The sequence below is a fragment of the Nocardia abscessus genome, assembly GCF_015477775.1.
Classification (GTDB): Bacteria; Actinomycetota; Actinomycetes; order Mycobacteriales; family Mycobacteriaceae; genus Nocardia; species Nocardia abscessus_A.
The window spans coordinates 444179-469732 of sequence record NZ_JADLQO010000001.1 but is presented as its reverse complement, the minus strand read 5'-3'; the positions used below and the strand labels follow the sequence as shown (position 1 = coordinate 469732).

Here is a 25554-nt window from a genome sequence, read left to right as displayed (position 1 = left end):
GCCCCGGCGTGGTCTGCTGGCGCACTTTTGCGGGGTACGTGTCGACATTAAACTTACTCCAGAGTAAGTTTAATGTAAACAACCGCGACGGGGCGCCGATCAGCGTGGAATTCCGCGCCGGACCGGGCCGCCGGGGCATCCATCCACGAGACCTTGGAGACTCGAGTGACTAGCAAAGCCCGTTCGGCCAAGAGCGCCGCCAAGACCGGCAAGACCACCCGCCCGGTCGCGATCGTGGGCGGTAACCGGATTCCGTTCGCCCGCTCGGACAAGGCGTACGCGCACGCCTCGAACCAGGACATGTTCACCGCCGCGCTGGACGGTCTGGTCAGCCGTTTCGGCCTGCAGGGCGAGCGGCTCGGCATGGTCGTCGGCGGCGCCGTGCTGAAGCGGGTCGGCGAGCACGGCCTGATCCGGGAGAGCGTGCTCGGCAGCAAGCTCAGCCCCTACACCCCCGCGCACGATCTGCAGCTGGCCTGCGGCACCGGACTCCAGGCGATCGTCACCGTCGGTGACGCGATCGCCGCGGGCCGCATCGAGGCCGGCGTCGGCGGCGGCACCGACACCACGTCGGACGCCCCGATCGGCGTGAGCGAGGGAATGCGCGAGTGGATGCTCGACGCCAACCGCGCCAAGACCAACGCCGCGCGCCTCAAGCTGGTCGGCCAGCTGCGCCCGAGCATGCTCGGCATCGAGATCCCGCGCAACGCCGAGCCCCGCACCGGTTTGTCCATGGGTGAGCACGCCGCCATCACCGCCAAGGAATTCGCCGTCGCCCGGGAGGCGCAGGACGAGCTGGCCTACCTGTCGCACAAGAACATGGCGGCCGCCTACGACCGCGGTTTCTTCGACGATCTGATCACCCCGTTCCTCGGCCTCACCCGCGACGACAATCTGCGGCCGAACTCCACCGTCGAGAAGCTGGCCACCCTGAAGCCGGTCTTCGGGGTCAAGGCGGGCGACGCGACCATGACCGCGGGCAACTCCACCCCGCTCACCGACGGTGCCTCGACGGTGCTGCTGTCCAGCGAGGAGTGGGCCGCCGAGCGCAACCTGCCGGTGCTGGCCCACCTGGTCGACAGCGAAGTCGCGGCGGTCGACTACATCCACGGCCCCGACGGCCTGCTGATGGCGCCGACCTACGCGGTGCCGCGCCTGCTCGCCCGCAACGGCCTGACCCTGCAGGACTTCGACTACTACGAGATCCACGAGGCTTTCGCTTCGGTGGTGCTGGCCACCCTGGCCGCGTGGGAGTCCGACGCCTACTGCAAGGAGCGCCTCGGTCTCGACGGCGCGCTCGGCTCGATCGATCGCAGCAAGCTCAACGTCAACGGCTCGTCGCTGGCCGCGGGCCACCCCTTCGCCGCGACCGGCGGCCGCATCGTCGCCTCCACGGCGAAGCTGCTGGCCGAAAAGGGTTCCGGCCGCGCGCTCATCTCCATCTGCGCGGCGGGCGGCCAGGGCGTCGTCGCCATCCTCGAGCGCTGACGGCTGAGGTAGTCGCACCGTAGAAGGTGGTCCGATCGAGATTCTCGGTCGGACCACCTTCGCGCTTATTTGCCCGGCAGCTCGAGGTGTCCGCCGAAAGCTTTGCGCATCGCCGAGAGCAGCTTGTCCGCGTATAGCGAATCGCCTCGGGAGGAGAATCGCGCGAACAGGGCGGACGCCAGGACGGGTACGGGCACGCCGGTGTCGATGGCGGCATCGATCGTCCAGCGGCCCTCGCCGGAATCGGACACCCGGCCGCTGTAGGAGTCCAGGTTCGGGTCGGCGTGCAGCGCCGCCGCGGTGAGGTCGAGCAGCCAGGAAGCCACCACCGAGCCCCGTCGCCACACCTCGGTGATCTCGGGCAGGTCGAGGTCGTACCGGTAGTGCTCGGGGTGCTCGAGCGGTGTCTCCTCGGCGGAGAACTCGCCCGCGTGCTCGGCGCCGTAGTTGGCTCGGTGCAGCACGTTCAGACCTTCGGCGTAGGCGGCCATCGCGCCGTACTCGATGCCGTTGTGCACCATCTTCACGAAGTGGCCCGCGCCGACCGGTCCGCAGTGCAGATAGCCCAGTTCGGCGGTGGACGGTTCGCCGGTGCGTCCCGGCGTCCGCTCCGCCGCGTCGAGACCCGGCGCGATCGACTTCAGCAGCGGATCCAGGTACTTCACCGGCTCGGACTCGCCGCCGATCATCAGGCAGAAGCCGCGGGTGAGGCCGAACACGCCGCCCGAGGTGCCGATGTCCACGTAGTGGATGCCCTTGGGCTGCAACTGCTCGGCGCGCGCGAGATCCTCGTGGTAGCGGCTGTTTCCGCCGTCGATCACGATGTCGCCCGGTTCGAGCAGCTCGGCGACCTGCTCGATCACCGCCCCCGTCGCGCCGGCCGGGATCATCACCCACACCACGCGCGGCGTCTCCAGCATGCCCACGAACTCGGTGAGGTCGGTGGTTCCCCGGAAGCCGTCCCCGAGTTCCGCGCGGAGTTCGTCGATGTGGGAGGAGTGACGTTCGTATCCGACGGCGGTGTGCCCGTCCCCGACGATGCGGCGCACGATGTTGGCGCCCATCCGGCCGAGGCCGATCATTCCCAGCTGCATGCCATCCATCTCCCTCGTGTATGCGAAGTCTTGCGGCGGGTGGTCCTTCCGATTCTCCCGCGTGGGATCGATCACGGTTCGTCGTGCGCGTGTAACGCGGCTGCGCGTAGTCCGATAAACAGGTCGGCTCCGCGCAGTTGCCAGACCCCCGACCCGGCAACTGCGCGGGCCTCTTTGTGTGGTGTACCCGGTTCTTCGCGCGGGATTTGCTCTACGCCCGAGCTGTGCCGACCGCTGTCGGTAAGGACCACTATCGTTGGTGGGGACTCGCATCGTGCGGGTCCACAACTCAATCGAACGGGGAGGACGGGTTCGTGACGAGCCAGCCGAGCACCGGAGGACGCGGCCCACAACCTGGTGGCGAAGTCGGATGGCGCGAGCTCCTCGGGTCGGAGCGACCCCAGGAATCGGACCGGTCGGTCGAATGGGGCGGCGACGCGCAGCTCACACAGCCCCTGCAAACTACCCGACGCAGGCCCGTGCCACCCGCACCCCGCCGCGCGCCCGCGCGTCGCCCGATCTCGACGCCACCGCCGAAGCGCCTGGACAGTGCCGCCGTGCGCCGGGCAGGTATCGCGGTCGGCGCGGTGCTGGCGGTCGCGGGTCTCGGATACGCGGTGGACTGGGCGCTGTCCTCTGGTGAGGTGCCGCGCGGCACCGTCGTCGCGGGCGTCGACGTGGGCGGCATGGATACCTCGGCCGCCGACGCCCGCCTGCGCGCCGAGCTCGACCCGAGGGCGGGCCGGGAACTGCCGCTGCGCATCGGAGACGTGCAGACCAGCATCGTGCCGAGCGCCGCCGGTTTGTCGGTGGACTGGGACGCCACCTGGTCGCGGATCGGTTCCCAGCCGCTCAACCCCTTCACCCGGCTCGCTTCCTTCTTCACCACGCGCGACGTGGCGATCGTCAGCGCGATCGATGAGCCGGCGCTGGACCGCCGGCTGTCCGAGCTGCGGGTGCACGACCGCCCCTCGGTGGAGGGCACCATCACCTTCGACAAGGCGAGCCCCGTCGCGGTGCCGCCGGTGCCGGGACGAGTGCTCGACGCCGCCGGCGCGCGAACGGAATTGGCCGACCGCTGGATCACCGGGACGACGGTGGATCTTCCGGTCGTTCCGGCGCCGTTGCGCGTGCGTCCGGAAGCCGTCGACGCGGCGCTGCGCGAGATCGCCCAGCCCGCCGTGCGGGCGCCGATCTCGTTCGCGGGCAAGGGCGCCGCGGGCAGCCTCGATCCCGAGCAGATCGCGTCCGTGCTGACCTTCGCGCCGGACGGACAGGGCGGTCTGGCCATGTCGGTGAATCAGGACGCCGCGATCGGTCTGCTCGCGCCGCAACTGGCCACCACGGAAGTCGAGCCGAAGGACGCGACGTTCGCCGTCTCGGGCGGTAAGCCGTCGGTCGTGCCCGCCGTGGTCGGTGACAAGATCAACTGGCCGAAGACCTTCGAACAGTTCACCGCGCTGCTGGTCGCACCGGGCGAGCGGACCGCGCAGGTGGTCTATGAGCGGATCGAGCCGAAACTGACCACCGAGGCCGCGCAGGGTCTCGGCGTGATCGAGACCGTCGGATCGTTCACCACCAGCGGTTTCAGTGGCCCTTCCGGCGTCAACATCCGCACCGTGGCCAGGAAGGTCAACGGCGCTGTCGTGAAGCCGGGAGAGACCTTCTCGCTCAACGAGTTCACCGGTCCGCGCGGCACCGCCGAGGGATATGTCGAGTCCGGCATCATCGACCACGGCCGTCCCAGCACCGCCGTCGGCGGTGGCATCAGCCAGTTCGCCACCACGCTCTACAACGCGGCGTATTTCGCCGGTCTCGAGGACGCGGGGCACACCGAGCACAGCTACTACATCTCCCGCTACCCCGCTGCCCGGGAGGCCACCGTCTTCGACGGCGCGATCGATCTGAAATTCCGCAACAACGGCCAAACCGGTGTCTACATCGAGACCTTCGCGACCGACTCCGAGATCACCGTCCGCCTGTGGGGCACCAAGACGGTCGACGTCGAATCCATCACCGGCGAGAAGACCAAACCGACCGAACCCAACACCATCACCCTGCCCAAGGGCAAGGACTGCATCGCCTCCGAAGGCGCACCTGGCTTCACGATCTCCGACACCCGGGTCATCACCGACCGCAAGACAGGCCGCGAGGTCTCCCGCAAGACCCGCACGGTGAAGTACGACCCGATCCCAGTCGTGAAGTGCGAGTAGGGAAGGAACCCCGATCCCGGGCGTGAGCGGCGCCGAACTCCCCGGCGGGCCCTCACCGGTCGAGCGAGCTCACAACGGTGTTCGCATCAGCAGCACGTTGTACTGGGTGTGCTGAGTGACCAGGAAGTAGAGATCCCGGCCGGTTTGGTAGGGGTAGATCATCGGCGCGTAAGCGGTGGGGAGGGAGCGGGCCTCGATGAGGACGCGGGGCTCGCTCCACGGTCCCTCGGGGGCGGCCGCGGTGCGCAGGACGACGCTGTTGGCCGGGTCGGTGGTCAGCATGACGTACTGGCCCAGATATTCGTTCCACATCACCGAGAGCTCGGCCACGCCGCCGACGATCGGGGTCGCGGTCTTGGCGTCGGTGGGCTTCCACTCCTTGCCGTCCCAGTATTCGTAGGCGTCGATATTCGCGATATCGGACTCCTTCGCGCGGGAGACGAATCCGGCATTGTTGCGGCCCGCGGGCGTGCCGTAGCGGTAGACGTAGCCGCCTGCCTTCAGGAAGGCGTTCTGCTGGAAGTTCTCGTGACCGTCGACGTTGGCGCGACGAGTGTGGGTGAGCTGCGACCAGGTGGTGCCGCCGTCACCGGAGGCGGCCAGAGTGGAGAAGTTGGTGTTCCACTTGCCGTGATCGCCCCATTCGCGCACCGACATCATGCTCATGTACTGCACGCCGCCCACCGAGATGCCCGCCGTGGGAATCAGGCTGATCTCGATGCCGGGAATCTTGGGGCTCGGCAACGGATTCGGCACCACGTCGTCGAAGATGATGCCCTCGGCCGGGTTGTGCGAGGAGCTGCGGAACAGCACGTTGCTGGTCCAGGCCCAGACGCTGCCCGCGAGCAGGTTGGGGATGCCGATGCCCGCGCTGTCGCCGAACGCGGTGATCATGCGGCCGTTGCCGTCGTCCCACATGATGCCGAGATCGGTGCCGAGCACATTGACCGACTGGGTGCGATTCGGGCTGTCCATCCCGGTCACCTGGAACACCGCTTCGGTCGGCCCGGGCAGGTCGGGCAGCCCGTGGATGCCGTTGAGCGCCGGGATCGGTATGACGTTGTTCGGGTCGGCTCCGGCGGGCGCGGCCGCGGACGCGGCCAAGGCCAGGACCGCGGCGAGCGCACCGGCTCCGGCGAGTGCGGACAGCGAGCGAGTCATCCGGACATTCCCTTCCTCTGGGACGCAGTCTGCTCGGTCATTCTGCCCGCTCGCCGCCGCGATGTCGCCTACATCGACGCGTGCGCTGCGCGCGTTCCGCCGATCGTCACCAGCCGGTAGAGCCACCACGGCCGTTCCGGGAGTTCGGGACTGTAGACGCGCATGCTCATCGAGCGGACCCGGCCGGTGCGCAGATCGCGCACCTGCAACCGGCCGCGCGGGATGTCCGCGGCGCGCACTTCGGTGGTCCACATGCGGTCCCAGTCGGGGGAGCGGCGGCAGCGCTCGGCGATCTCCTCGACGCGCTCACGCGGGGCCAGCGGCGACAGGATGCGAAAGGCGTCGACGAGCAGGTGCGCCTCCACGGCCCAGTCCACCATCACCCGCCGGGCTGCCGCGTCGAGAAACATCCACTCCAGCACGTTCGCCCGCGCGACCGCCCCGGGAAAGACGCGTTCGTAGGCGGAATTGGCGTCCACCAGATCCTGGGTCGGCATCCGCTGAAAACAGGCCGGGTCGGGCAGGCTGTGCAGATCGGCTCGGTCGTCCGGGGTCGGCGCGGCGGGGCCCGGTCCGTAGGCGGCGGTGCAGAAGCTCGGCAGGCTCAGCACGACGATGTGCCTGCGGTACCAGAGCGGCACCTCGAGCGCGTCGAACAACTGCTGCAGCAGTGCGTGATTCGGCGCCATCGCACCGCTCTCGACCTGGTCCAGTATCGCCTCGGTGAGATCGGCGCGCTGGGCGAGATGGGCGGGCGTCAGCCCCGCGGCGAGGCGTCGTTCGCGCAGATAAGCGCCGATGCCAGTTGCGTTGCGCGTCACCTCGGGCACCCCTGCCGACATTTCTCGTGTCGAACTGTGTGAAGCGGGAGGTTCCTGCTGCCCCCCGGGAGCACGCAATCTACCGGAGAGGATCGGCGTCGAGCGGTGATCGAACGTCACGAATCGACAAATCTAGACGACAACGGCCCGGAGAAGATCTCCGGGCCGTTGTGCGGCTGTGGTTGGGCGAGGATCAGAACGCGGCTTCGTCCAGCTCCATGATGTCGTTGTCCAGGTTGGACAGCACGGCGCGGGTGGCGGTCAGCTCCGGCAGGACGTTGCGCGCGAAGAACTGCGCGACCGCGATCTTGCCGTTGTAGAACGCCTCGTCGGCGCCGGTCGCGCCGTTGTCCAGCGCCGCGATGGCGATCTCGGCCTGACGCAGCAGCTGCCAGCCGATCAGCAGGTCACCGACGGAGAGCAGGAAGCGCACCGAACCCAGGCCGACCTTGTACAGCTCGCTCGGCTGCTCCTGGGCGCCCATCAGGTGGCCGGTGAGCGTGGCGGCCATGGCCTGCACGTCCTCCAGCGCGGTGGCCAGCAGCTTGCGCTCGGCCTTCAGGCGACCGTTGCCCGCCTCGGCGTCGATGAACTTCTGCACCTGACCGGCCACGTGCGCCAGCGCGACGCCACGGTCACGGGCGATCTTGCGGAAGAAGAAGTCCTGTGCCTGGATGGCGGTGGTGCCCTCGTAGAGCGAGTCGATCTTCGCGTCGCGGATGTACTGCTCGATCGGGTAGTCCTGCAGGAAGCCGGAACCGCCCAGGGTCTGCAGCGACTCGGTCAGGTACTGGTAGGCCCGCTCCGAGCCGACGCCCTTGACGATCGGCAGCAGCAGATCGTTGACCCGCGCGGCCAAGTCGGCGTCCGCGCCGGAAACATGCTGGGCCACATCGGCGTTCTGGTGGGCGGCGGTGTACAGGTACACCGCGCGCAGGCCCTCGGCGTACGCCTTCTGGGTGGCCAGCGAACGACGGACGTCCGGGTGGTGGGTGATGGTGACGCGAGGGGCGGCCTTGTCGGTCATCTTGGTCAGGTCGGCGCCCTGGACCCGCTCCTTGGCGTAGTCCCGCGCGTTCAGGTAACCGGTGGACAGGGTCGCGATGGCCTTGGTGCCCACCATCATGCGAGCGTGCTCGATGACGTCGAACATCTGCGCGATGCCGTTGTGCACCTCGCCGACCAGCCAGCCCTTGGCCGGGATGCCGTGGCCGCCGAAGGTGACCTCACAGGTGGCCGAGACCTTCAGGCCCATCTTGTGCTCGACGTTGGTGACGAAGACGCCGTTGCGCTCGCCCAGCTCACCGGTCTGGTGGTCGAAGTGGAACTTCGGCACGAAGAACAGCGACAGGCCCTTGGTGCCCGGTCCTGCGCCCTCGGGGCGAGCCAGCACCAGGTGCATGATGTTCGGGAACAGATCGTCGGAGTCGGCGGAGGTGATGAATCGCTTGACACCCTCGATGTGCCAGGTGCCGTCTTCCTGCTTGATCGCCTTGGTGCGGCCCGCGCCGACATCGGAACCGGCGTCGGGCTCGGTCAGCACCATGGTGGCGCCCCAGCCCTGCTCGGCGGCGATCTGCGCCCAGCCCTTCTGCTCTTCGGTGGCGTTGTTGTAGAAGATGTTCGCGAAGCCGGGGCCTGCGGCGTACATGAAGGCGGCCGGCTGCGCGCCCAGGATCAGTTCGGCGACGGCCCAGTAGGCCGCGCGGGGAATCGGCAGGCCGCCGAGCTCCTCGGCGATGCCCAGCTTGTCCCAACCGCCGTCCTGGAGCGTGCGGTAGCTCTTCTTGAAGGATTCGGGCAGGGTGACCGTGTGGGTCTCGGGGTCGAAGACCGGCGGGTTGCGGTCCGCGTCGGCGAACGACTCGCCGAGCGGGCCTTCGGCCAGGCGACGCACCTCGTTCAGCATCTCCTTCACGGTGTCCGTGTCGAGATCGCCGTAGGCGCCGCTGTCCAGGATCGACCCGAGGCCGAGAACCTCGAAGAGGTTGAACTCCAGGTCGCGGACGTTGCTCTTGTAGTGACCCATTGTCAGTACTCACTCTCCGTTGAGTTGGTGCGGTCGGTTGTTGCCGTTCCCGCCCGTTGTTCGCTCCACCGGGGTAGTCGTGCCGGTTTTCCGCATGCTACTCGCGGGTAACTTATCTGCCATATTACCGGCCGGTAATGACTGCGCAAAGAGCTGAGCAGGCAATGTGACGCGTTTTACAGTGTTTGATGGCCGCGCCTTCGCGCGGCGGGTTCGCGGCCCCCTGGTGGCTCGCGTCCGAGCGAGCGCCGCTTGCTTCTTCGTCGCGTACGCGGCGGCCACTCGAACGCGAGCCGGGCCGCGAACGGGCGCATGCTCGGTCTCGCTTCGCTCGAAAGTCGGGGTTGGGGTGCGCCGGGCGCGGTGGCAATTCGCGCTGGGGATGAGCTGGGGATGAACTGCGCGTGGCTCGGTGGGCGGTCGTCCGGTCGATCGGCGCTCGTGGTGTGCGGCAGCTGTTGCTCGGACACGCGGGCCACGGGAGGGCCGCGAACGCGCAGCGCCGTAGGCGCTGCAAAATCGACACATGCGCATCGAGACGAGTGCTGGGGCGGCTGAGGTAGAGCTCGAACAGCCGCGCAGGCCCGCGTTCCTGCTGCTGCTCACGCATGGCGCTGGGGGTGGGGTGGACGCGAAGGACCTGCTCGCGGTGCGTGACGTCGCGCTGCGGCTGGGGGGTGCGGTAGCGCGGGTGGTGCAGCCGTATCGGGTCGCCGGGCGGCGTGCGCCGGGGTCGGCGGTCAAGCAGGACGAGGCTTGGCTCGAGGTCGTCGCTCAGCTGCGCGGCCGCAAGCGCATTCCGCTGATCCAGGGCGGGCGCAGCAATGGGGCGCGGGTCGCCTGTCGAACGGCGGTCGCGGCGCGGGCCCGCGGCGTGCTCGCGTTGTCCTTCCCGCTGCATCCGCCGGGCAAGCCGGAGAACTCGCGCCGGGACGAGCTGCTCGCCCCGGGCGACATCGACGTGGTGGTCGTGAATGGAGCCAACGACCCCTTCGGCATTCCCGATCCAGCCGACGCCGCCGAGGTGCGCGTCATTCCCGGGCAGCCGCACGCCTTCCGCGCCGGTTTCGACCTGATCGCCGAGACCGTCACCCCGTGGCTGGAGCGCTGGTCCTGAACCGCGGCCCTATTCGGCGGGCCGGGTGGCGATGACCAGAGCGTCGATGGCGTCGCCGGTTTCCGTCGGACGGTAGACGCGGTCGGCGATGCGGACGCGGATCCGGCTCGCCGCCGCGAGGGGACCGAGGTCGGCGACGACGTCGTCGGGGGTGAAAAGGATGGCCGGGTCCTGCGGCCCACCGCAGCCATTGGTGATGTTGGTGGTGTCGTGGCCGAGCACGAGCAGGGTGCCTTCGGGAGCCAGCAATCCCGCCGCCTTGCGCACCAGCGCGCGGCGCTGCTCGGCGGGCAGATGCAAGAAGACCATCAAGACCAGCTCGAACGGTCCGGTGACCCCCGCCTCGTCCAGGTCGGTGACGTCGGCGCACTGCCAGGTGATGCGATTACGGACCGACCGGGACAAGCGCGAGGCCACGGTGCGGCCTTTGTCGATGCCCACCTGGGAGTAGTCGACGGCGTGCACCTGCCAACCGTGCGTGGCGAGCCAGAGGGTGTTGCGCCCCTCCCCGCAGGCCAGGTCGAGGGCGCGGGGGAACTCCGGCGCCTCGCCCTCCGGTGTGGCGGCCGGTAGCGGCGCACGGCGTTCCAACCCGTAGACGTGCTCCACCACGGTGTTGTTCGGCGGTGCGCCCCAGACCAATTCCGTTTGCGCGTAGCGCTCGTCCCAGTCGGCCGCATCCATATTTCGAGTCTATTGATCGCGTGGCCCGCGCCCCCGGGGGTTGCGCGAGTTAGGCCGATACCTGCGACAGCCAGTGCACCGGCGTGGTCTCGCGCACGTGGATCAGCACGTCGAAGGCGTCGGCGAGCGAGGAGAGGCGAACGTTCGCCGTGGCGTCCGCGGCCGGGTCGTAGACGCCGCTGATGGTGCGCAACTTGGCGGGGCCGTCGAGCCAGCCGCGCACCGGCTCCGGCGCCTCGGCCCGTAGGTCCACGTAGTACGCGGGCAGGTCGACCTCGCCCAGCGCGGCGTCCACCAGGTCGGGCAGCGGGTCGGGCGCCACGGCCGTACCGAGATCACCGTGGTGGAAGCCGATGCCGACGGACAGGTATCCGTCGCCGAGGTCGGCACGAAGATGGCTTCCCGCACCGCGGAATTCGGCCGTGTCGTAGACGATCGGGAGATTGGTGGTGTGCGCCAGCCCGTCCCAGTAGACGATCTTGGCGCCGGTCGAGCGCCGCCACCGCAGCACGGTCTCCGCGGAAGGCCGTTCGTCCCGGGCGAATCCCTGGCTCGCGACGCTGTGCCGGTGGAAGTCGAGGATCAGGCGGGCATGGGCGAACGCCGCGGCGCGCTCCTTCGTGTCCGGCAACTGCGCGAGCAGCGTGAGGGCGTCTTCGGCGTGCTCGGCGAACGGGCGGCCGGGATGGATGCCCTGGTGGCGCTGGACGTGCTCGTCGACCTGGTGCGCGGTGCGGATCGGTGCGAGGTGCGCCTCGATCGCGGCGGACCGGTCGGGCGCAGCGCGGCGCACATAGTCCAGCACCGCGTCGTAGTCGCTCGGCTCGGCACGGGGCGGTTCGACACCGAAGATGCGGACCGGGTCTTCCGGATGCGCCAGGTTGTATCCGCGGATCCAACGCAGGGTGGCCACCGATTCCTCGGTACGCCACGGGCGCCAGGCGCCTGCGAGCACTGTTTCCGGGTCGCTTTCACCCGTGGTGACGAACCGGTCCCAGCGCTCGCCGGAACGTGCGCTGTCCTGAATCGCCAAGGCGCGGAAGCCATGCCGTTCGACGAGTCCGCGGAATATCCGCTCCCGCACACCGAAGGTCTGCCGGGAGAACCGCGTCGACTCACCCAGCCCCACCACACCGGCGGCGCCGAGCCGCGCGATCAAGGTGTCGAGCTCCGGGCCGGGAGCATCCGGATCGGAGCTGTCGATCGCGACGGCGTTGTCGCGCAGCCAGGCGCGGACGTCGGCGGTGGTGCTGAGCATGGTGCCTCCCGTGAATGTGAAAGATCCGACGCGGCTCAGCCTCATACATCAACCATTGTTGAGGTCAAGCGCCGCGTCGGATCGTCGCCACGGGCTACAGCGTCGTGCGCATGAGCACGACGTTGTACTGGCTGTGCACGGTTGTGAGGAAATACAGATCCCGGCCTGTCTGGTACGGGAAGATCGAAGGCGCGTAGGCGGTGGGCAATTCCCTGGTATCGATCAGTACTTCCGGGTCGCTCCACGGGCCGACCGGGGAGGAAGCGCGCCGCATCACCACGGAATTGAATCGGTCGGTGGTGAGTGAAATGTATTGTCCGAGATAAGCGTTGTACATCACCGACAGTTCGCCGACGCCCCACATGATCGGCGCGGCGGCATTCACGTCGTTCTTTCGCCACGCGCGGCCGTCCCAGTATTCGTACTCGGCGAGATTACCGATGTCCTGGGCGCGCACCCGGGCCACGTGCGCGGTGTGATCGCGTCCGGACCGGGTGCCGTATTCGTAGATGTATCCGCCGTCCGCGAGAAACGCGTTCATCTGGAAGTTGGCGTTCCCGCCCTCGTTGGTCCGCCGTGTTTCGGGCAGTTCGGCCCAGGTCTCGCCGTTGTCTCCGGAGACGGCGAGACCGGAGAAGTTGGTGCTCCACTGACCGACGTCGTCCCAGGTCTTCACCGACATCAGGCTCATGTACTGCACGCCGTCGACCGAGATGCCCGCGGTGGGGATCCGGCTGATCTCCAGGAACGGAATCTTCGGGCTGGGAATCAGGTCGCGCGCCTGGCCGAATACATCGCGCACCACGCTGTCGAAGAAGATGCCCTCGGCGGGATCGGTGGTGTGGCTGCGGAGAAGGATATTGCTGCGCCAGGACCACATGCTGCCCGCGAGGAGATTCGGGAAGCCGACGCCCGCGGTGTCGCCGAAAGCGGTGAGCATTTCGCCGTGCCCGTTGTCCCACATGATGCCGAGATCGGTGCCGAGGACGTTGTAGGTCTGAGTGTTGTTCGGGCTGGCCATGCCGGTCACCTGGAAGACCGCCTTGGTGCGGCCGAGCAGATGCGGCAACCCTGTCGTTCCGTTGAGCACTGGAATCGGATTGATGGCGTTCGGGTTGGCGATGGCGGGGGTAGTCGCCGTGAAGAGCAGGGCCGAGACACCCGCCAGCGCCGAAAGTAGGAAGGATGCGGTTTTGATCACTGTCTGTGAGCCCTCCGGTTTCTTCCCGAGAGCGGTGCGAACCACGGACTTCCCGCGATACACAGACCCTTCGCAGTGTGCCGTGCACCACTAGTCGACTGGCTGGCAAATCGTGCAAATGCTAACAGCGCAACCGGTCGGCGGAGGGCTTATGCCCAATTCTGGCGAATTTTCAGCTATCTATCTGTGGTGCTGCCGAGCGCTTTGCGGAGGATCAGCGGGAGTTGGGTCGCGCGTTCCACGGCAAAGGTTCGCCGAGCGGATGCCTGCCACGACTTCTCGAACAGCCGTTTGGCGGCGGCGACGGCATGCGGCGACCGCGTCGCGAGATGGTCGGCGAGTTTCTCGGCCTCGGCGACAGGGTCCGCGGTCAGTTCGGTGACCAAGCCGATCTTCGCGGCGTAGGCCGCGTCGACGGTGTCCGCGGTCATCGTGAGCAGGAGGGCTTTGTCGATCCCGATCAGTCTGGACAGCGTCGCCGCGCCGGTCATGTCGGGAACGAGGCCGTGCTTGGTCTCCATGACGGAGAATTCGGCGTCGGGGGTCGCGAAACGGAAGTCCGCGGCGAGCGCGAGCTGGAGGCCGCCGCCGTAGCAGCGTCCGTGGACCGCGGCGATGACCGGCACGGGCAGGCGGCGCCAGGCCCAGCACGCCTCTTGGAAGGCGTTGGTGCCTCGCCAAGGGCGTGGCACGAAGTTCTGCACGATAGCCAATGGATTGCTAGTTGCCGCGGCGATGTCCAGGCCGCTGCTGAAGCTGGGGCCGTTGCCGGACAGGATGACCGCGCGTACGTCACTGCGGCGGGCTATGGTCCGAGCGCTGGCAACCAGTCCGCTGAGCATGTCGACGGTCAGGCCGTTGTGCTTGTCCGGCCGGTCGAGCGTGACGTACGCGCGGTGCTCGTCGAACCGCAGTGCGATGTTGGTGCCCATTCCGGAATCTTACTCATGAGTCAGTTCTGCTCGCGCGCTGTTGCCCGATCACTCGGGCTCTGTTCTAATCGGACTCTAGTTACCGTCAATGCTGACGGTTATGGAGCGGAGGACGCATGCTGCCAGCCGGAATGGACCCGAGGACGCCGGTGCTCATCGGCGCCGGGCAGGTCGTACATCGCCCGGATGAGCCCGGTTTGCCCGGCCCGGTCCAACTCGCCGCCGAGTCGCTGCGCCGGGCGGGCGCCGACAGCGGTGTCGGTGACCGTTTGCTGCGATCGGCCGATCTGATCGCCGCCGTCGCCCCGGTCAGCCGTCCCTACGGTGACTTGGGCGCGCTCGTCGCCGCCGATGTGGGCGCCACCCCGAGAAGGACCGTGCAATCGGCGCGCTTCGGCGGCGACGCACCGCAGCGGCTGCTCAACACCGTCGCGCAGGCCATCGCCGACGGCCGCTCGGACATCGCACTGCTCACCGGAGCCGAAGCGGTGTCCTCCTGGAACGCCGCCACCCGCACCGGCGCGGCGGTGGACTGGCCGGAGCAGCCGGAGGACGTAGGCCCCGACGAGGTCATCGGCTCCGATCGGGGGCCGAACTCGGATATGGAGACCGCCGCCGGCCTATGGGGTCCGGTGTACTTCTACGCGCTCATGGAGACGGCGTTGCGCCGCAGGCTCGGATCGAGCGAGGCGGCGCACCGGGAGCGGATCGGTGAACTCTGGGCGCGGCTGTCGCAGATCGCGGCAGGCAATCCGTATGCGTGGCAGCCCGTCCCGCACACCGCCGCCGACCTCGTGACGCCCGCGCCCGCCAACCGAATGGTGTCCACGCCGTATCCGAAGCTGATGGTCGCGAACTTGACCGTCGACCTGGGCGCCGGTCTGATCCTGTGCAGCGCGGCGGCCGCCGACGCCGCCGGGGTGCCGCGCGACCGGTGGGTGTTCCCCCACGGCGGCGCCACCGCGACCGACGAGTGGTTCGTCTCCGAGCGTATGGACATGTCCCGCTCGCCCGCCATCGCGGCGGCGGGGAAAGCGGCGCTCGGCGCGGCCGGGATCGCGATAGACGACGTCGCCCACATCGACCTCTACTCCTGCTTCCCGGTCGCGGTGCAGATCGCCGCCGAGGAACTCGGCCTGCCGATCGACGATCCGGCACGGCCGCTGTCGGTCACCGGCGGACTCACCTTCGCGGGCGGGCCGGGCAACAACTACACGACCCATTCGATCGCGACACTGTTCGGCCTCCTGCGCGCGGACCCGGACGCCTACGGCCTGGCGACGGCGCTCGGCTGGTACAGCACCAAGCACGGCGTCGGCGTGTACTCGGCCAGGCCACCCGAGCGGCTGTTCCGTGCGGTCGAAGCGGAAGTGCCGCGGGCCCGGCGCGAACCGGCGCCCGGGTACACCGGCCCCGCCTCGGTCGAGGCGTACACCGTCGCCTACCGCAAGGGCCCTGCGCCGGACCGCGCCGACGAGCCGGAAGCCGTTGTGGTGAGCGCGTTGACACCGGCGGGGACCCGCATACTGGTCCGGGCGTCGGATGCCGACACCCTCGCGGCGTTCACCGCGGGCGATCCGCTCGGCGCGGACGCCGAGATCGCCGCGGACTCGTTCACCCTGCTCACCGAGAGGAGCGTCAAATGACCGAGGCGGGCAGGCCCGACTTCGTCCTTGTCGAGCGGCGCGACGCGATCACCGTGCTGACGGTCAACCGTCCGGAGGCGCGCAACGCGATCAATCTGGCCACCGCGCAGGCCATCGAAGCCGCCGTCGACGCGTTCGAGGCCGACGACGCGGCGCGCGTGCTCGTGCTCACCGGTGCGGGCGGAACCTTCAGCGCGGGTATGGATCTCGTCGCCGCGTCGAAAGGCGAGATGCCGATGACGCAGCGCCGCGGTCCACTCGGTATCTCGGCGAAGCCCCCGGCGAAACCGATGATCTCCGCGGTCGAGGGCTTCGCGCTGGCCGGTGGTTTCGAGCTGGCGCTGTCGGGCGACCTCATCGTCGCCGCCCGCGACGCGCAGTTCGGCATCCCCGAGGTCAAGCGCGGTCTGGTGGCGGCGGGCGGTGGTGTGCTGCGGCTGACCCAGCGGCTGCCGCGCAGCACGGCCGCCGAACTCGCGCTGACCGGCGGGCGGATCGGCGCCGAGCGGCTCTATCAGCTCGGCCTGGTCAACCGGGTCACCGAGCCGGGTGCGGCGCTGTCGGCGGCGCTCGAACTCGCGGCCGAGATCGCCGCCGCCGCACCGCTGGCCGTGGCCGCGAGCAAGCGCATCATCGACGAGTCGCCGGATTGGCCGGTCGGGGAGGCCTTCGCGAAGCAGGGCGAGATCGCCCTGCCCGCGCTGCTGTCCAAGGATGCCGCCGAGGGTGCGCTGGCGTTCGCACAGAAGCGCGAGCCTCGGTGGCAGGGACGCTGAGGGGCGTGCCGCGACCGGTCCGGCAGCCGCAGGCGCAGCGCAGGGAGCGCATGCGCACGCGGCTGCTGGACGCGGCGGTGGAGAGTCTGGTCGAGGTCGGTTACGCGGGCACGACCACGCTCGAGGTGCAGAAACGGGCAGGCGTGCCGCGCGGGACGTTGCAGCACTACTTCCCGACCAGGGCCGACTTGCTCGCCGGTGCCGTCGAGCATGTGGCACAGCGCCGATTCGACCAGCTGACCAGCGAATTCGAGGCGATCCCCGACCAGGCGGACCGGTTGGAGACGGCCGTCGAACTGACCATGCGGATGCTCAGCGGGCCGTCGTTCTGGGCTGCGTTGGAGATGTGGGTCGGCGCGCGCACCGACCCGGAACTGCGAGCGGCGTTCCTGCCGCTGGAGGTCCGCCTGTTCGAACTGATGCACACCAGCATTCGCGACAGTTTCCGTCGCGAATTCCCGGACGACCCACGGGTTCCGACCATCACCGAGTTCACCATCGAGATCATGACCGGCTTGGCCTTGCGGGTGCTGCTCACCGGAGACGCGAGCCGGAATCAGATCCTGCGGCACCGGTGGGGCAACGCCGTACGCGTCCTGCTCGGCACGGCGGCCGCGGACACGTTGCTCGATCCGCCCGCACGCTGAACGGGCGGACGCCTACCGCGTGCGGGTGATCGTCTCGAGCAAGACCTGGGCGCAGCCGGCCGGGTCGTCGAAGAACGGCGTGTGCCCACTGCCGTGCAGCGTGACGTGTTCGGCGTGCGGCAGCGCGCTGCGCGCCTTACGGCTCTGGGTCGCGTAGGTGAGCAGAATGTCGCGGGTGCCCCAGGCGATCGTCACCGGAATGTCGGCCAGAGCGCCGGTTTCCGGCAGCCGGACGTCGGTGAACGAGGCGAGCGCCTCCTCGAATCCGGCCGAGTCCGCCGCGCCGATGGCGGTCTCCAGCGCCACCTGCTTGTCCAGTGCCCACGGCTTGCCGAAGACCAGCGAGAGGAAGGCGGTCCGGCCCGCGGCGGTGCCGAGGACCGATGGCAGGGCGGGCCGCAACAGGCGCGCGAGCGCCCGCGACTTGCCCAGCGACTGCTGGCACCACACGCGACCCGCGTTGTCCCAGAACCCGATCGGGGAGTAGGCGGTGACGGAGCGAGCCAGTCCGCGAGCGCCCAGTTCGAGCGTGATCAGCCCGCCCATCGAATTACCCGCGAGGTGTGGCCGCTCGATCCCTTGCGCGGCCAGGAATTCGGCGAGCGCCTCGGTGAGGTTGGGCACCGTGGTGTGCGCCAGCGGGTGCGTCGATCCGCCGAAGCCGGGCAGATCGACCGCGATCACCTCGTACGACGCCGCCAGGGTGGCGATGATCGGCTCCCACACCTGCCACCGGCTTCCGACTCCGTGGACCAGCACGAGCGGCTCGCCCGCGCCGACGCGGTGATGGTGCAACGTCGTCATGGGCCAACCCTAACAGCAGTCACCTGTCATCAGTTGGGATCACGCGGGTGTCGTGGCGGCTGGAACCGGGGTGGGCCGAGGGCTGGCGCAGCGCACGATCGCGCCGGTACGATAATTGGTATGGCAACGCGTAAGGTCACCCTTTCGCTGGATGAAGCCGCCTGGTCATACGCTGAGCAGGCGGCGGCTCGCGCGGGGATGTCGCCGTCGGCGTGGATATCGAAGGCCGCGCGACGGGAAGCCGTGCGCACCGGGGTCGGTCCGGTGTCGGATGTGACCGCCGAGGCCGCCGCCGACGCGGCCGAGCTGGCGGCCGCCGAGGAGGCGATGCGTGCGTCGGGGTGAACTGTGGATCTACAACCCGCATGGTTCGCCGCGTCGCCGAACGGTCGTGCTCATCAGCAGTGACGGTATCAACGAATCGCCTCGCCCTTGGCTGATCGCGGCCGAGGTCATCGAGGACGATCCGCACGACATCCTCGCGGTTCCGGTGCAGGAACACGGCTGGGTGCATGCCGGGAACATCGGGCGCATCTTCCGCGGGTGGCTGGCCGAGCGGGTCGACGTGGTGGACACCGACACCCTGGAGCGGCTCGACACCGCGTTGCGCGCCGCGATGGACCTCTAGGATCTGTTCCCTGGTGAATCGCTGTGCCGCAACGTATCCCATGCCTGAGGAGCGGAACGACTACCGCTGGACGCCGCGCGGCATTATGGTGGCCACGCCACCGACGGTGGTCAGTCGAGGAAGAGGAGTCAGGTGCGGATCTGCATGATCGCCGCGGCGCTGATCGCGCTGCCGGTGCTCGCGGCATGCGGCAGCGACAAGGACACGGCGGCGCCCACGGTGACGCAGGCCGATCTCGCCAAGTCGTTGCAGGACAAGGGCCTCAAGAACAAGCAACTGGCCGACTGCGCCGCGAAGGTGTTCGTCGACCAGGGAATCTCGCAGGCCGGACTGCGGATCATGATCAGCGACGAGTACGACACCAAGGCTCCCAACCAGGAGACGCTGGGGATGAGCAAGGAAGACGCGGACAAGGCGCGCGCCGCCAGTGGTCGCATCGCCGGCGAGTGCATGTCGGCGGCCCAGCCGCGCTGAGCGCAGGCGATCGTCGCTGGACGGCGGTCTCGGCCGGGTAGTCCACGATTCGCGTAGCGGGGCGGCGGAGCAGGCCGTACGCTGTCGCTACGTCGACGCGGGAGTCGACCGAAAGCCGAGGATTCGACCGTGTCACAGCCGCCTTTCCCGACGTCGCCGATTCCGATGGGATCGCCGACACCGCAACCGATCACTCCCTCCGGCCGCTGGTTCGTGCTGGGCGGCGCGCTGATCGCCCTCGGAATCATCGGCGGCATCGTGCTCGGGGCCGTCGGTTTCCTGCAGACCTCCGGCCGGATCGATGATTTCCAGCGGGTCGGGGTGCCCGGCTCCGGCGTGGTGAACTTGGCGGAGTCCGGCGGCTACACCGTGTACTTCGAGTACCCGGGCGCGTCGTCCCGGGGCAGCTCCGGCACGGTCAACCTCCGGGTGCTCGGTCCGGACGGCAAGCACGTGGACTTGCGGAAGTACGACGCCTCCGTCACCTATTCCTTCGGCAAGCACGAGGGACGGGCCGGGTTCTCGTTCGATGCCGCCGAGCCGGGCGCCTACCGCGTCACCACGGCGGGTAGCTCCGAGGTGACGGTCGCCGTCGGCCGAGGCCTCGGTTCGTCGTTCGTCGGCACCCTGCTCGGTGCGCTCGCCCTCGGTTTCGGTGGCGTTGTGCTCGGTGTGCTCGTGATCGTGGTGGTGGCGGTCAAGCGGAGCGCGAGCAAGCGCAGTGCCGCCGCGGGATGGGTGCCGCCTCCGGGGCGCACGGTCCAGTACTGAATCCCGAACCGGCGCACGAACGTCGAGCGAAGTGGTTCGATGTCGCCGCGGATTCGCGCCTCAGAGTGCGACGGTGAGCTCGATTCGCGCAGCCGATCCCGCCTCCAGCCCCTCGGCGACCCGCACCGCCTTCTTGACCGGCAGCACGTAGGTGGCCCGCGACTTGTCCGGGAACAGCGAAGTGGACCACCGGCTGCCGCCGACGACCACGTGCACCCGCACCGCACCGAATCCACCCGAACGATGCGCGTACCGCTCCTCGATCTCGTCGGCCACGTCCTCGGGCAGCGAGACGAAGTACCAGGCGGCATCCCCCTGGTGTTCCCACACTTCCGCCGTGAACGAGTACCGCGAACCAGTCACGCCGCGACTGTAGCGGCGGGCACCGACATCGGATCCGCCTCGACGTGTGGGCGCCGTAGCTCGACACCGATCATCCGGCCGTTTCGGGCCGCCCGTCTGGTCGTCGTGACCCCGTCCTCAGCTTCGGTCTGCCGGCTCGAGCGTCACAGCCGCCTCCGAAAGGCGGGACCATGCAACGCGGTCGGGCCAGTCGACCGCGCGGTATCGAGTCGGGCGAAGCTCGCGGATCGGCATGATGCCGGTGATCTCGACCGCGGTCCGGAACGGGACCATGAGCGTCTGTTCCATGTCCTCACGTACGAAAGCGATGTAATCCGCCTCGGGCAGCGACGTGCGCACCCCTTCCCCCCACACCGTCACCATTCGCGGCGAACTATCCTCATCCTGTTGGTGCACCATGATGTCGGCGAAATAGAGATCGGCGGACTCGTCATCGTCGAAGTCCGCGGCCAGGTCGTATTTGCTCTCCAGCCACTCCCGCTGCTCTCCGTATCCCGTGCAGGCCAGCAGCGTACGGGCCCGGTCGACGGCGGGCGGCAACGGTCCGGTGATCGCCCGATCCAGTGGGACCACCCTCCCGTTGTCGTCGACTGTGTAGGCCTGCGGTGACAGGGGGCGGGCGGCTTCACGGACTTGCTGCTCCACGGTCTGGTACAGATGCTCGAGCAGTTCCGGATCACCCGGTGCGACGATCAACGACGTGTGATCCGGAATGAACGCCACCGGCCGGTGCCGGTAGCTGCTGGTGCACGCCGCCAGCCAGCCCGGGACCAGCAGCCACGACGGGAGATAGCTCGGGTCGTCGACGACGATGCGGACTATGGCATCCTCCTCGAACTCGGTGGTGATGACCGTCTCCGCGAGATTCCGCCGCGCGGTGTCGAACACCTCGTCCGCGTCCACGCCCCATTCGACCAGCTGCTGTTGTGCCGGGAGCCGGATCCGGCCCGGCTCATCGATCGCCACCATCTCGTCGAAAAACGGAAAAGCCGGTCGGCGCAACTGGGAAACGGAGTCTTCGAGCCCGTAGGTGCAGGGCCGCAGAACGGGTCGCAACAGCGGACGGACCTGGTCCCAGCTCGACAGTGTCGGAGCCGGAGCGATCATCGCGGTGACGAACCGCTCCACCTCGGCTCGTCGTTCCTCGGCAGGGGAATCCCGCACCTGCTGGAAGATGTTGCTCAGATTGAGCACCATTTCGCCGTTGTACCGGATGACGAACTCATCCGGGTCATAGGACACTCGGGTGGCGCCGGCCTTCATCATTTCCTGATAGACCTGCAACGCGAACTGCCGCTGCGCAGTCCGCTCCTCGGGTACCGACATCCACACCTTGCCTTAGCGCCGCATCCACTGACCCGTCCCAGAGGCGGATCACCACCCCCGTTGGGGCGGAGATTCCCACGCTAACGTCCCGGTACGACCATCCCGCTTCCCCTTTCCCACCTCTGGAAACCACATCGTCGATGACGAGATGCCCAGGGGCTATCACAGCTATCTGTGCTGACTCCTCAGCCGGATCGGGCCTCTGTGCACGGACGCGACGACGGCCACCTGGCACGGCGCCCGAGTCTGGGGGCCGCGGACCAGATGGCCGCTGGATCGATTGCCGCCAACCCGACGGGCGATCGATCCGGGAACGCACGAGCGGCGATCGGTGGGTGGGCCACCGATCGCCGGTCGTACTCAGGGATTGGTCATCGCGAAAGCGAGTTGCGCAGATCGGTGATGGTGGCGCGGCGCTCGTAGGCGATCCAGGCGAAGATCGCGGCGAGTACCAGGGGGAAGATCCCCATCACGGGCTTGTCGGCGATGAAGGCCTGAGTCCCGGCGGCGAGCACGGTGAGAACGGACAGACCCGCGGCAGCCAGGGCGCTGAGCCGTGGCACCATCAGCCCGATACCGCCGGCGACCTCCGCGACTCCGATGAAGATGAGCAGCCCGAGGGGGATGGTCAGATTCTCGGGGGCGTTGTCCGCCAGGGTGTTCGGGATCACGAGCTTCGGTCCGCCGGAGGCGATGATGAAGAACAGGCCGAGCAGGATCTGCAGGGTCCACAGGACGCGGTTGCGGATTTTGCCGGGACGGTCGGTGACGTCGGCGGAGAAGTCGGCGGTGGCGTTGGCAGTGGTCATTTCTGGTCCTTCTGGTCGGTCGCGCCGGGTTGGTAGCGCGTTCAACAGATAGGACGCAGCACCGTCCGAGAACTCATCGCTGTCGGCCAAGATTTTTTCGGAACCGCTGCCGGACCGGCTCAGCGCCGGATTCCGTGCAGCTGCACCACCTAGGACTGCGCGTTGCGGCCAGGCGGCTCTCCGAAACGACCATGGTCGAACTGGACCCCGGCTTTCGATGCGCGGCTGCTCTCGTTCAGGTGATCAGTTCAGGAATGTCGTGATCCGGGGGATGGTTGCGGCGGGGCAGTCCTCGTGCACGGTGTGGCCGCAGCCGGGCAGGATGACCGCTTCGGCGCGGGGGATGCGGTCGGCCAGTCGGGTGGCCTGTGAGGACGGCAACCATTGGTCGTCGCCGCCCCAGAGCACCAGGGTGGGTGCGGTCACCTGGTTCAGTGCGGCGTCGGTGAGGCGGTAGTCGAGGTTTCGCCACAGCGCCAGGAAACCGTTGCGGTTGGCGGGCCGAGAGAACGGCTGGTAGAACTCGTCGATCAGTTCGTCGGTGACGAGAGCCTGGTTTGTGAACGTGCCGCGGATACTGTCGGCGTAGAAGGACCGGGTCGTGAGATCGGTGGCTATCTCACCGATGACCGGCGTCTTGAACAGTGGTGTGATCGGGGCTTTTTCGGCGTCCAGGCCGGGAGAGTCCAGGAGTACGAGCCGCTCGACGCGTTCTGGATGCTGTTCGGCGAAGTACAGGCTCCAGGCCCCACCCCACGAGTGCCCGACCAGCGCGGTGCGATTCAAGCCGACGGCGTCGAGGAAGGTCGCGATGGCGTCCGCCATGGCGGGCAGGTCGAAGGCGAAACCGGCGTCGTGCAATTCGGTGTAGCCCTGGCTGGGCAGGTCGACCGCGTAGACGGTGTGCTGCTGGGCGAGCGCGGGGGCCACCTCCCGCCACGAGTACCCCCACAGGCCGCCCCCGGCGACTAGGACTACGGGTGATCCGCTACCCGAGACCGTGTAGTGGAACCGAGCGAGATCGGTTTCGACATACCGGGATTCGACGCGCGTCAGGTACTGCGAGGGCGGGGCCGAACTCGGCGGCTCCCCGGCGTAGGCGACCGGAATCGTCGGTGCGAACAGCGCGGACAGTGTGGCGGCGAGCCCTAGGGCCAGGCGGCGGATTCGGAATTCGGATCGCATGAGTACTCCGTGGCAGATGGATGTCTTCGACCAGAGGACGAGACAGCACCCGACGATGTGATGGGGTGTGGCCCGTTTCACTACCGCGCACTGCGGATTTCCAGATCCGTCCGCGCTGCCCATCCTGCTCCGGTGACGACGAGCACGCCGCCGTGGCTTCGCAGCCGGTCGAGCACCGCGCGCATCGGGCTCGGTGGCGCGGTGCCGAGAACGCCCGGCGGCGCTCACAGCCGCGAGCAGCGGGGTGGTGCGGCCGGTTGCAGGTGACCACACCGTCACGTGGCAATCCGCGCTCCGGCAACGCCTCGCCGAGCCCACCGACCACCGGATCACCGTGCTCGAGGCGGCGGCGGTTCGATCGCGCCCACGCGACCGGGGATGGCGGCCATCGCGCTAGACCGCCTGTTCGGCCGATCGAACGAGGTGGGGCCGACCGGCTCCGGCCGCGGCGCCTGCCTGTAGGAGGGTCAGCGCCGTGAGCACGCACAGTGCTACTGCCCAGCCGCTCGTCTGGGTGTGCAGGATGCCCAGGAGGGGTGGGCCGAGAGCGGCCATGGCGAAACCGACGGTCTGAGCCATCGCGGCCAGCGCGGCCGCTTGGATGGCATCGCCGGCGCGTTCGCTCTGAAATGCCATGGCCAGGGCCAAGCTGGCACCGGCGCCCATGCCGAGCAGCAGGATGGCCACGGGAGCCGAGTCGGGGTCGACGGCGAGGAGCAGGAAGCCCGCGGCGGCGAGCACCGAGGCGGCGACGGCGAGGCGGCGTTTCGCCACGGTGGTGCGGACGAGCCACGGCATCGTGTTGATCACGAGCAGACCGAGGATCTGGTACGCGAACAGCGACCAACCGGCGGTCTCGGCGGTCACGCCGTTGTCCTGGAGGACGGTGGGCAGCCACGCGAGCGTCGTGTAGAACCCCAACGCCTGCAAGCCCATGAACGCGCTGACCTGCCAGGCCAAGGGCGAACGCCACGGCATCGAGACCCGGCGCACGGATACCCGGCGCTCGGTGAGCTCCGGCTCCGATACGGGTCCCTCGCGCGTCTGCCAGACCAGCAAGGCCACCACGACCAGCAGCGTTGCCGAGGCCAGCGCGGAGCGCCACCCGCCGGGCAGCAGATCGGCCAGCGGAACCGCGATTCCGGACGAGACCGCGGCCGCGGCGCACATCCCGGCCACCCAGGCGCCGGTGACCGCCGTGACCCGCGCGGAGGAGACGCTGTCGCGCACGATCGCGGGCAGCAGCACATTCGCGAACCCGATCGCCACCGCGAGCACCACCGTTCCGGTGAAAAGCCACAGCTGGCCCGGCGTCGAGCGAACCACCAGCCCCACCAGCATCGCGACCAGCGCCAGCCGCACGAGCCGGTCGAGGCCATGATGGACGGTTCGCAGCACCGCCGCGGGGACGACCGCGAAGATCAGTAGGGGCAGGGCCGTGAGCAGCCCCGCGTGGGTGTCCGATAGGCCGGTGTCGCCGGTGATCACCGGCATCAGCGGTCCCACACAGGTCAAAGGGGCACGCAAAGTCGTGCCGACGAGCACGATTCCCTGGCCGGCCGTTCTGCTCATCTATCGCTGCGAGGGAAGGTCATGCGGCGCAGTAGTTTGTCGCGCAGGACGACTGTATGGAAGACGACCGCGCAGACGTGGGCCACCAGCGCGAACAACAGCAGATAGGCGAGCACGCTGTGCAGTGTTCGCAACGTGGCGTACAGCTGGGGATCGGCCGGGGCGATCGCCGGGACACGCAGCCCCGCGAGGATCTGGATGGGGATCCCGGATGCCGAAACCAGTGCCCACCCGACGAGCGGTTGCGCCAGGAACAGCGCGTACATCAGGATCTCGGATCCGATCGCGACGAGCCGTTCGGGTCGGCCCATGGTTTCGATCTGCGGTGGCGGCCGGTGCCGGACGCGGTAGACGAGACGGACGACCGCCAGCAGCAGAATGATCAGCCCGATGGTCTTGTGCCAGGACAACAACCGGCTGTAAGGGCCGAGGTAGCCGACCATCGCCGCGCCGATGCCGATCATGGCCACGATCAAGGCCGCCATCGTCCAGTGCAGGATTCGCGCGGTGACGCCGAATCGGGTGGTGTCGGCGGTGCGTTCGGTGAGCGCCATC

Annotated in this window: 25 protein-coding genes; 10 read left to right on the top strand and 15 right to left on the bottom strand. The window is 68.6% G+C overall.

Annotated elements, in window-relative coordinates:
* The first annotated feature begins 165 nt into the window (after positions 1–165).
* Entirely contained in the window at positions 166–1488 is a 1323-nt protein-coding gene (locus tag IU450_RS02310; RefSeq protein ID WP_195148105.1) for an acetyl-CoA C-acetyltransferase, read from the top strand.
* A 65-nt stretch (positions 1489–1553) separates the two neighbouring features.
* Here IU450_RS02310 and gnd read toward each other — a convergent pair whose 3' ends face one another.
* Positions 1554–2582 carry a phosphogluconate dehydrogenase (NAD(+)-dependent, decarboxylating) gene (gene gnd / locus IU450_RS02305; RefSeq protein WP_195148637.1) on the bottom strand — a complete coding sequence of 343 codons (1029 nt, stop codon included), beginning with the start codon at positions 2580–2582 and terminating at the stop codon, positions 1554–1556.
* A gap of 557 nt (positions 2583–3139) precedes the next feature.
* On the opposite strand from gnd, the gene IU450_RS02300 reads away from it, so the two are divergent.
* Positions 3140–4795: a VanW family protein gene (locus IU450_RS02300; protein ID WP_324197496.1), complete on the top strand. Its 1656-nt coding sequence runs from the start codon at positions 3140–3142 to the stop codon at positions 4793–4795.
* A gap of 69 nt (positions 4796–4864) precedes the next feature.
* Here IU450_RS02300 and IU450_RS02295 read toward each other — a convergent pair whose 3' ends face one another.
* The 3 genes from IU450_RS02295 to IU450_RS02285 form a co-directional block, all read right to left on the bottom strand.
* Entirely contained in the window at positions 4865–5956 is a 1092-nt protein-coding gene (locus tag IU450_RS02295) for a DUF4185 domain-containing protein (RefSeq protein ID WP_195148103.1), read from the bottom strand.
* 68 nt (positions 5957–6024) lie between these two features.
* Positions 6025–6777, bottom strand: a complete 753-nt coding sequence (locus IU450_RS02290; protein WP_324197495.1) for a helix-turn-helix domain-containing protein — start codon at positions 6775–6777, stop codon at positions 6025–6027.
* 193 nt (positions 6778–6970) lie between these two features.
* Positions 6971–8806 (bottom strand): acyl-CoA dehydrogenase, encoded by a 1836-nt coding sequence (locus IU450_RS02285; RefSeq protein ID WP_195148101.1) that lies wholly within the window; start codon positions 8804–8806, stop codon positions 6971–6973.
* Between the two features lie 526 nt (positions 8807–9332).
* On the opposite strand from IU450_RS02285, the gene IU450_RS02280 reads away from it, so the two are divergent.
* Positions 9333–9923, top strand: coding sequence for an alpha/beta family hydrolase (locus IU450_RS02280; protein WP_195148100.1), 591 nt, complete (start codon positions 9333–9335; stop codon positions 9921–9923).
* A gap of 9 nt (positions 9924–9932) precedes the next feature.
* Here IU450_RS02280 and IU450_RS02275 read toward each other — a convergent pair whose 3' ends face one another.
* The 4 genes from IU450_RS02275 to IU450_RS02260 all read right to left on the bottom strand — a co-directional run bounded on the left by IU450_RS02275 (position 9933) and on the right by IU450_RS02260 (position 13998).
* Entirely contained in the window at positions 9933–10607 is a 675-nt protein-coding gene (locus IU450_RS02275) for a class I SAM-dependent methyltransferase (protein ID WP_195148099.1), read from the bottom strand.
* 49 nt (positions 10608–10656) lie between these two features.
* Positions 10657–11865 (bottom strand): erythromycin esterase family protein, encoded by a 1209-nt coding sequence (locus tag IU450_RS02270; protein WP_195148098.1) that lies wholly within the window; start codon positions 11863–11865, stop codon positions 10657–10659.
* Between the two features lie 94 nt (positions 11866–11959).
* Positions 11960–13066, bottom strand: coding sequence for a DUF4185 domain-containing protein (locus IU450_RS02265; protein ID WP_195148097.1), 1107 nt, complete (start codon positions 13064–13066; stop codon positions 11960–11962).
* Positions 13067–13242: 176 nt separating this feature from the next.
* Entirely contained in the window at positions 13243–13998 is a 756-nt protein-coding gene (locus tag IU450_RS02260; RefSeq protein WP_195148096.1) for a crotonase/enoyl-CoA hydratase family protein, read from the bottom strand.
* A gap of 116 nt (positions 13999–14114) precedes the next feature.
* On the opposite strand from IU450_RS02260, the gene IU450_RS02255 reads away from it, so the two are divergent.
* The 3 genes from IU450_RS02255 to IU450_RS02245 are packed head-to-tail and all read left to right on the top strand — an operon-like array spanning position 14115 to position 17067.
* Positions 14115–15644: an acetyl-CoA acetyltransferase gene (locus IU450_RS02255; protein WP_195148095.1), complete on the top strand. Its 1530-nt coding sequence runs from the start codon at positions 14115–14117 to the stop codon at positions 15642–15644.
* Positions 15641–16420, top strand: a complete 780-nt coding sequence (locus IU450_RS02250) for a crotonase/enoyl-CoA hydratase family protein (protein ID WP_195148094.1) — start codon at positions 15641–15643, stop codon at positions 16418–16420. Before IU450_RS02255 ends, IU450_RS02250 begins: the two co-directional genes overlap by 4 nt.
* Positions 16421–16425: 5 nt before the next feature.
* On the top strand, positions 16426–17067 hold the full coding sequence (locus tag IU450_RS02245; protein WP_233066332.1) for a TetR/AcrR family transcriptional regulator: 642 nt from the start codon (positions 16426–16428) through the stop codon (positions 17065–17067).
* A 12-nt stretch (positions 17068–17079) separates the two neighbouring features.
* On the opposite strand, the gene IU450_RS02240 is transcribed toward IU450_RS02245, so the two are convergent.
* Positions 17080–17871, bottom strand: a complete 792-nt coding sequence (locus IU450_RS02240; RefSeq protein WP_195148093.1) for an alpha/beta fold hydrolase — start codon at positions 17869–17871, stop codon at positions 17080–17082.
* A gap of 120 nt (positions 17872–17991) precedes the next feature.
* Between IU450_RS02240 and IU450_RS02235 the strand changes: the two genes are divergently transcribed.
* From IU450_RS02235 to IU450_RS02220, 4 genes are all read left to right on the top strand, one after another.
* Positions 17992–18216, top strand: a complete 225-nt coding sequence (locus IU450_RS02235) for a hypothetical protein (protein WP_063016531.1) — start codon at positions 17992–17994, stop codon at positions 18214–18216.
* Entirely contained in the window at positions 18203–18499 is a 297-nt protein-coding gene (locus IU450_RS02230; RefSeq protein ID WP_195148092.1) for a hypothetical protein, read from the top strand. The genes IU450_RS02235 and IU450_RS02230 overlap by 14 nt, the downstream gene beginning before the upstream one ends.
* A gap of 144 nt (positions 18500–18643) precedes the next feature.
* Positions 18644–18973: a hypothetical protein gene (locus tag IU450_RS02225; RefSeq protein WP_228833907.1), complete on the top strand. Its 330-nt coding sequence runs from the start codon at positions 18644–18646 to the stop codon at positions 18971–18973.
* Positions 18974–19102: 129 nt separating this feature from the next.
* Positions 19103–19744, top strand: a complete 642-nt coding sequence (locus tag IU450_RS02220; RefSeq protein ID WP_195148090.1) for a hypothetical protein — start codon at positions 19103–19105, stop codon at positions 19742–19744.
* 60 nt (positions 19745–19804) lie between these two features.
* Here IU450_RS02220 and IU450_RS02215 read toward each other — a convergent pair whose 3' ends face one another.
* From IU450_RS02215 to IU450_RS02190, 6 genes are all read right to left on the bottom strand, one after another.
* Complete coding sequence (locus tag IU450_RS02215) at positions 19805–20107, bottom strand: DUF1905 domain-containing protein (protein ID WP_195148089.1); 303 nt, start codon at positions 20105–20107, stop codon at positions 19805–19807.
* 117 nt (positions 20108–20224) lie between these two features.
* Complete coding sequence (locus IU450_RS02210) at positions 20225–21433, bottom strand: hypothetical protein (protein WP_195148088.1); 1209 nt, start codon at positions 21431–21433, stop codon at positions 20225–20227.
* A 371-nt stretch (positions 21434–21804) separates the two neighbouring features.
* Complete coding sequence (locus IU450_RS02205; protein ID WP_195148087.1) at positions 21805–22242, bottom strand: DoxX family protein; 438 nt, start codon at positions 22240–22242, stop codon at positions 21805–21807.
* 243 nt (positions 22243–22485) lie between these two features.
* Positions 22486–23427 carry an alpha/beta fold hydrolase gene (locus tag IU450_RS02200; protein ID WP_195148086.1) on the bottom strand — a complete coding sequence of 314 codons (942 nt, stop codon included), beginning with the start codon at positions 23425–23427 and terminating at the stop codon, positions 22486–22488.
* 393 nt (positions 23428–23820) lie between these two features.
* The gene (locus IU450_RS02195; protein ID WP_195148085.1) at positions 23821–24999 is read right to left on the bottom strand and encodes an MFS transporter; all 1179 of its coding nucleotides are present in this window, start codon (positions 24997–24999) and stop codon (positions 23821–23823) included.
* Entirely contained in the window at positions 24996–25553 is a 558-nt protein-coding gene (locus IU450_RS02190) for a cytochrome b (protein ID WP_195148084.1), read from the bottom strand. The genes IU450_RS02195 and IU450_RS02190 overlap by 4 nt, the downstream gene beginning before the upstream one ends.
* Between the last annotated feature and the right edge of the window lies 1 nt (position 25554).

What these genes read in the sequence shown, in the direction of transcription:
- IU450_RS02240 (WP_195148093.1), bottom strand. Translation starts at nt 17,871, where the DNA reads ATGACGACGTTGCACCATCACCGCGTCGGCGCGGGCGAGCCGCTCGTG.
- IU450_RS02200 (WP_195148086.1), bottom strand. Translation starts at nt 23,427, where the DNA reads ATGCGATCCGAATTCCGAATCCGCCGCCTGGCCCTAGGGCTCGCCGCC.
- IU450_RS02190 (WP_195148084.1), bottom strand. Translation starts at nt 25,553, where the DNA reads ATGGCGCTCACCGAACGCACCGCCGACACCACCCGATTCGGCGTCACC.
- IU450_RS02260 (WP_195148096.1), bottom strand. Translation starts at nt 13,998, where the DNA reads ATGGGCACCAACATCGCACTGCGGTTCGACGAGCACCGCGCGTACGTC.
- IU450_RS02270 (WP_195148098.1), bottom strand. Translation starts at nt 11,865, where the DNA reads ATGCTCAGCACCACCGCCGACGTCCGCGCCTGGCTGCGCGACAACGCC.
- IU450_RS02225 (WP_228833907.1), top strand. Translation starts at nt 18,644, where the DNA reads ATGATCGCCGCGGCGCTGATCGCGCTGCCGGTGCTCGCGGCATGCGGC.
- IU450_RS02280 (WP_195148100.1), top strand. Translation starts at nt 9,333, where the DNA reads ATGCGCATCGAGACGAGTGCTGGGGCGGCTGAGGTAGAGCTCGAACAG.
- IU450_RS02250 (WP_195148094.1), top strand. Translation starts at nt 15,641, where the DNA reads ATGACCGAGGCGGGCAGGCCCGACTTCGTCCTTGTCGAGCGGCGCGAC.
- IU450_RS02285 (WP_195148101.1), bottom strand. Translation starts at nt 8,806, where the DNA reads ATGGGTCACTACAAGAGCAACGTCCGCGACCTGGAGTTCAACCTCTTC.
- IU450_RS02235 (WP_063016531.1), top strand. Translation starts at nt 17,992, where the DNA reads ATGGCAACGCGTAAGGTCACCCTTTCGCTGGATGAAGCCGCCTGGTCA.
- IU450_RS02255 (WP_195148095.1), top strand. Translation starts at nt 14,115, where the DNA reads ATGCTGCCAGCCGGAATGGACCCGAGGACGCCGGTGCTCATCGGCGCC.
- IU450_RS02205 (WP_195148087.1), bottom strand. Translation starts at nt 22,242, where the DNA reads ATGACCACTGCCAACGCCACCGCCGACTTCTCCGCCGACGTCACCGAC.
- IU450_RS02275 (WP_195148099.1), bottom strand. Translation starts at nt 10,607, where the DNA reads ATGGATGCGGCCGACTGGGACGAGCGCTACGCGCAAACGGAATTGGTC.
- IU450_RS02195 (WP_195148085.1), bottom strand. Translation starts at nt 24,999, where the DNA reads ATGAGCAGAACGGCCGGCCAGGGAATCGTGCTCGTCGGCACGACTTTG.
- IU450_RS02295 (WP_195148103.1), bottom strand. Translation starts at nt 5,956, where the DNA reads ATGACTCGCTCGCTGTCCGCACTCGCCGGAGCCGGTGCGCTCGCCGCG.
- IU450_RS02210 (WP_195148088.1), bottom strand. Translation starts at nt 21,433, where the DNA reads ATGTCGGTACCCGAGGAGCGGACTGCGCAGCGGCAGTTCGCGTTGCAG.
- gnd (WP_195148637.1), bottom strand. Translation starts at nt 2,582, where the DNA reads ATGCAGCTGGGAATGATCGGCCTCGGCCGGATGGGCGCCAACATCGTG.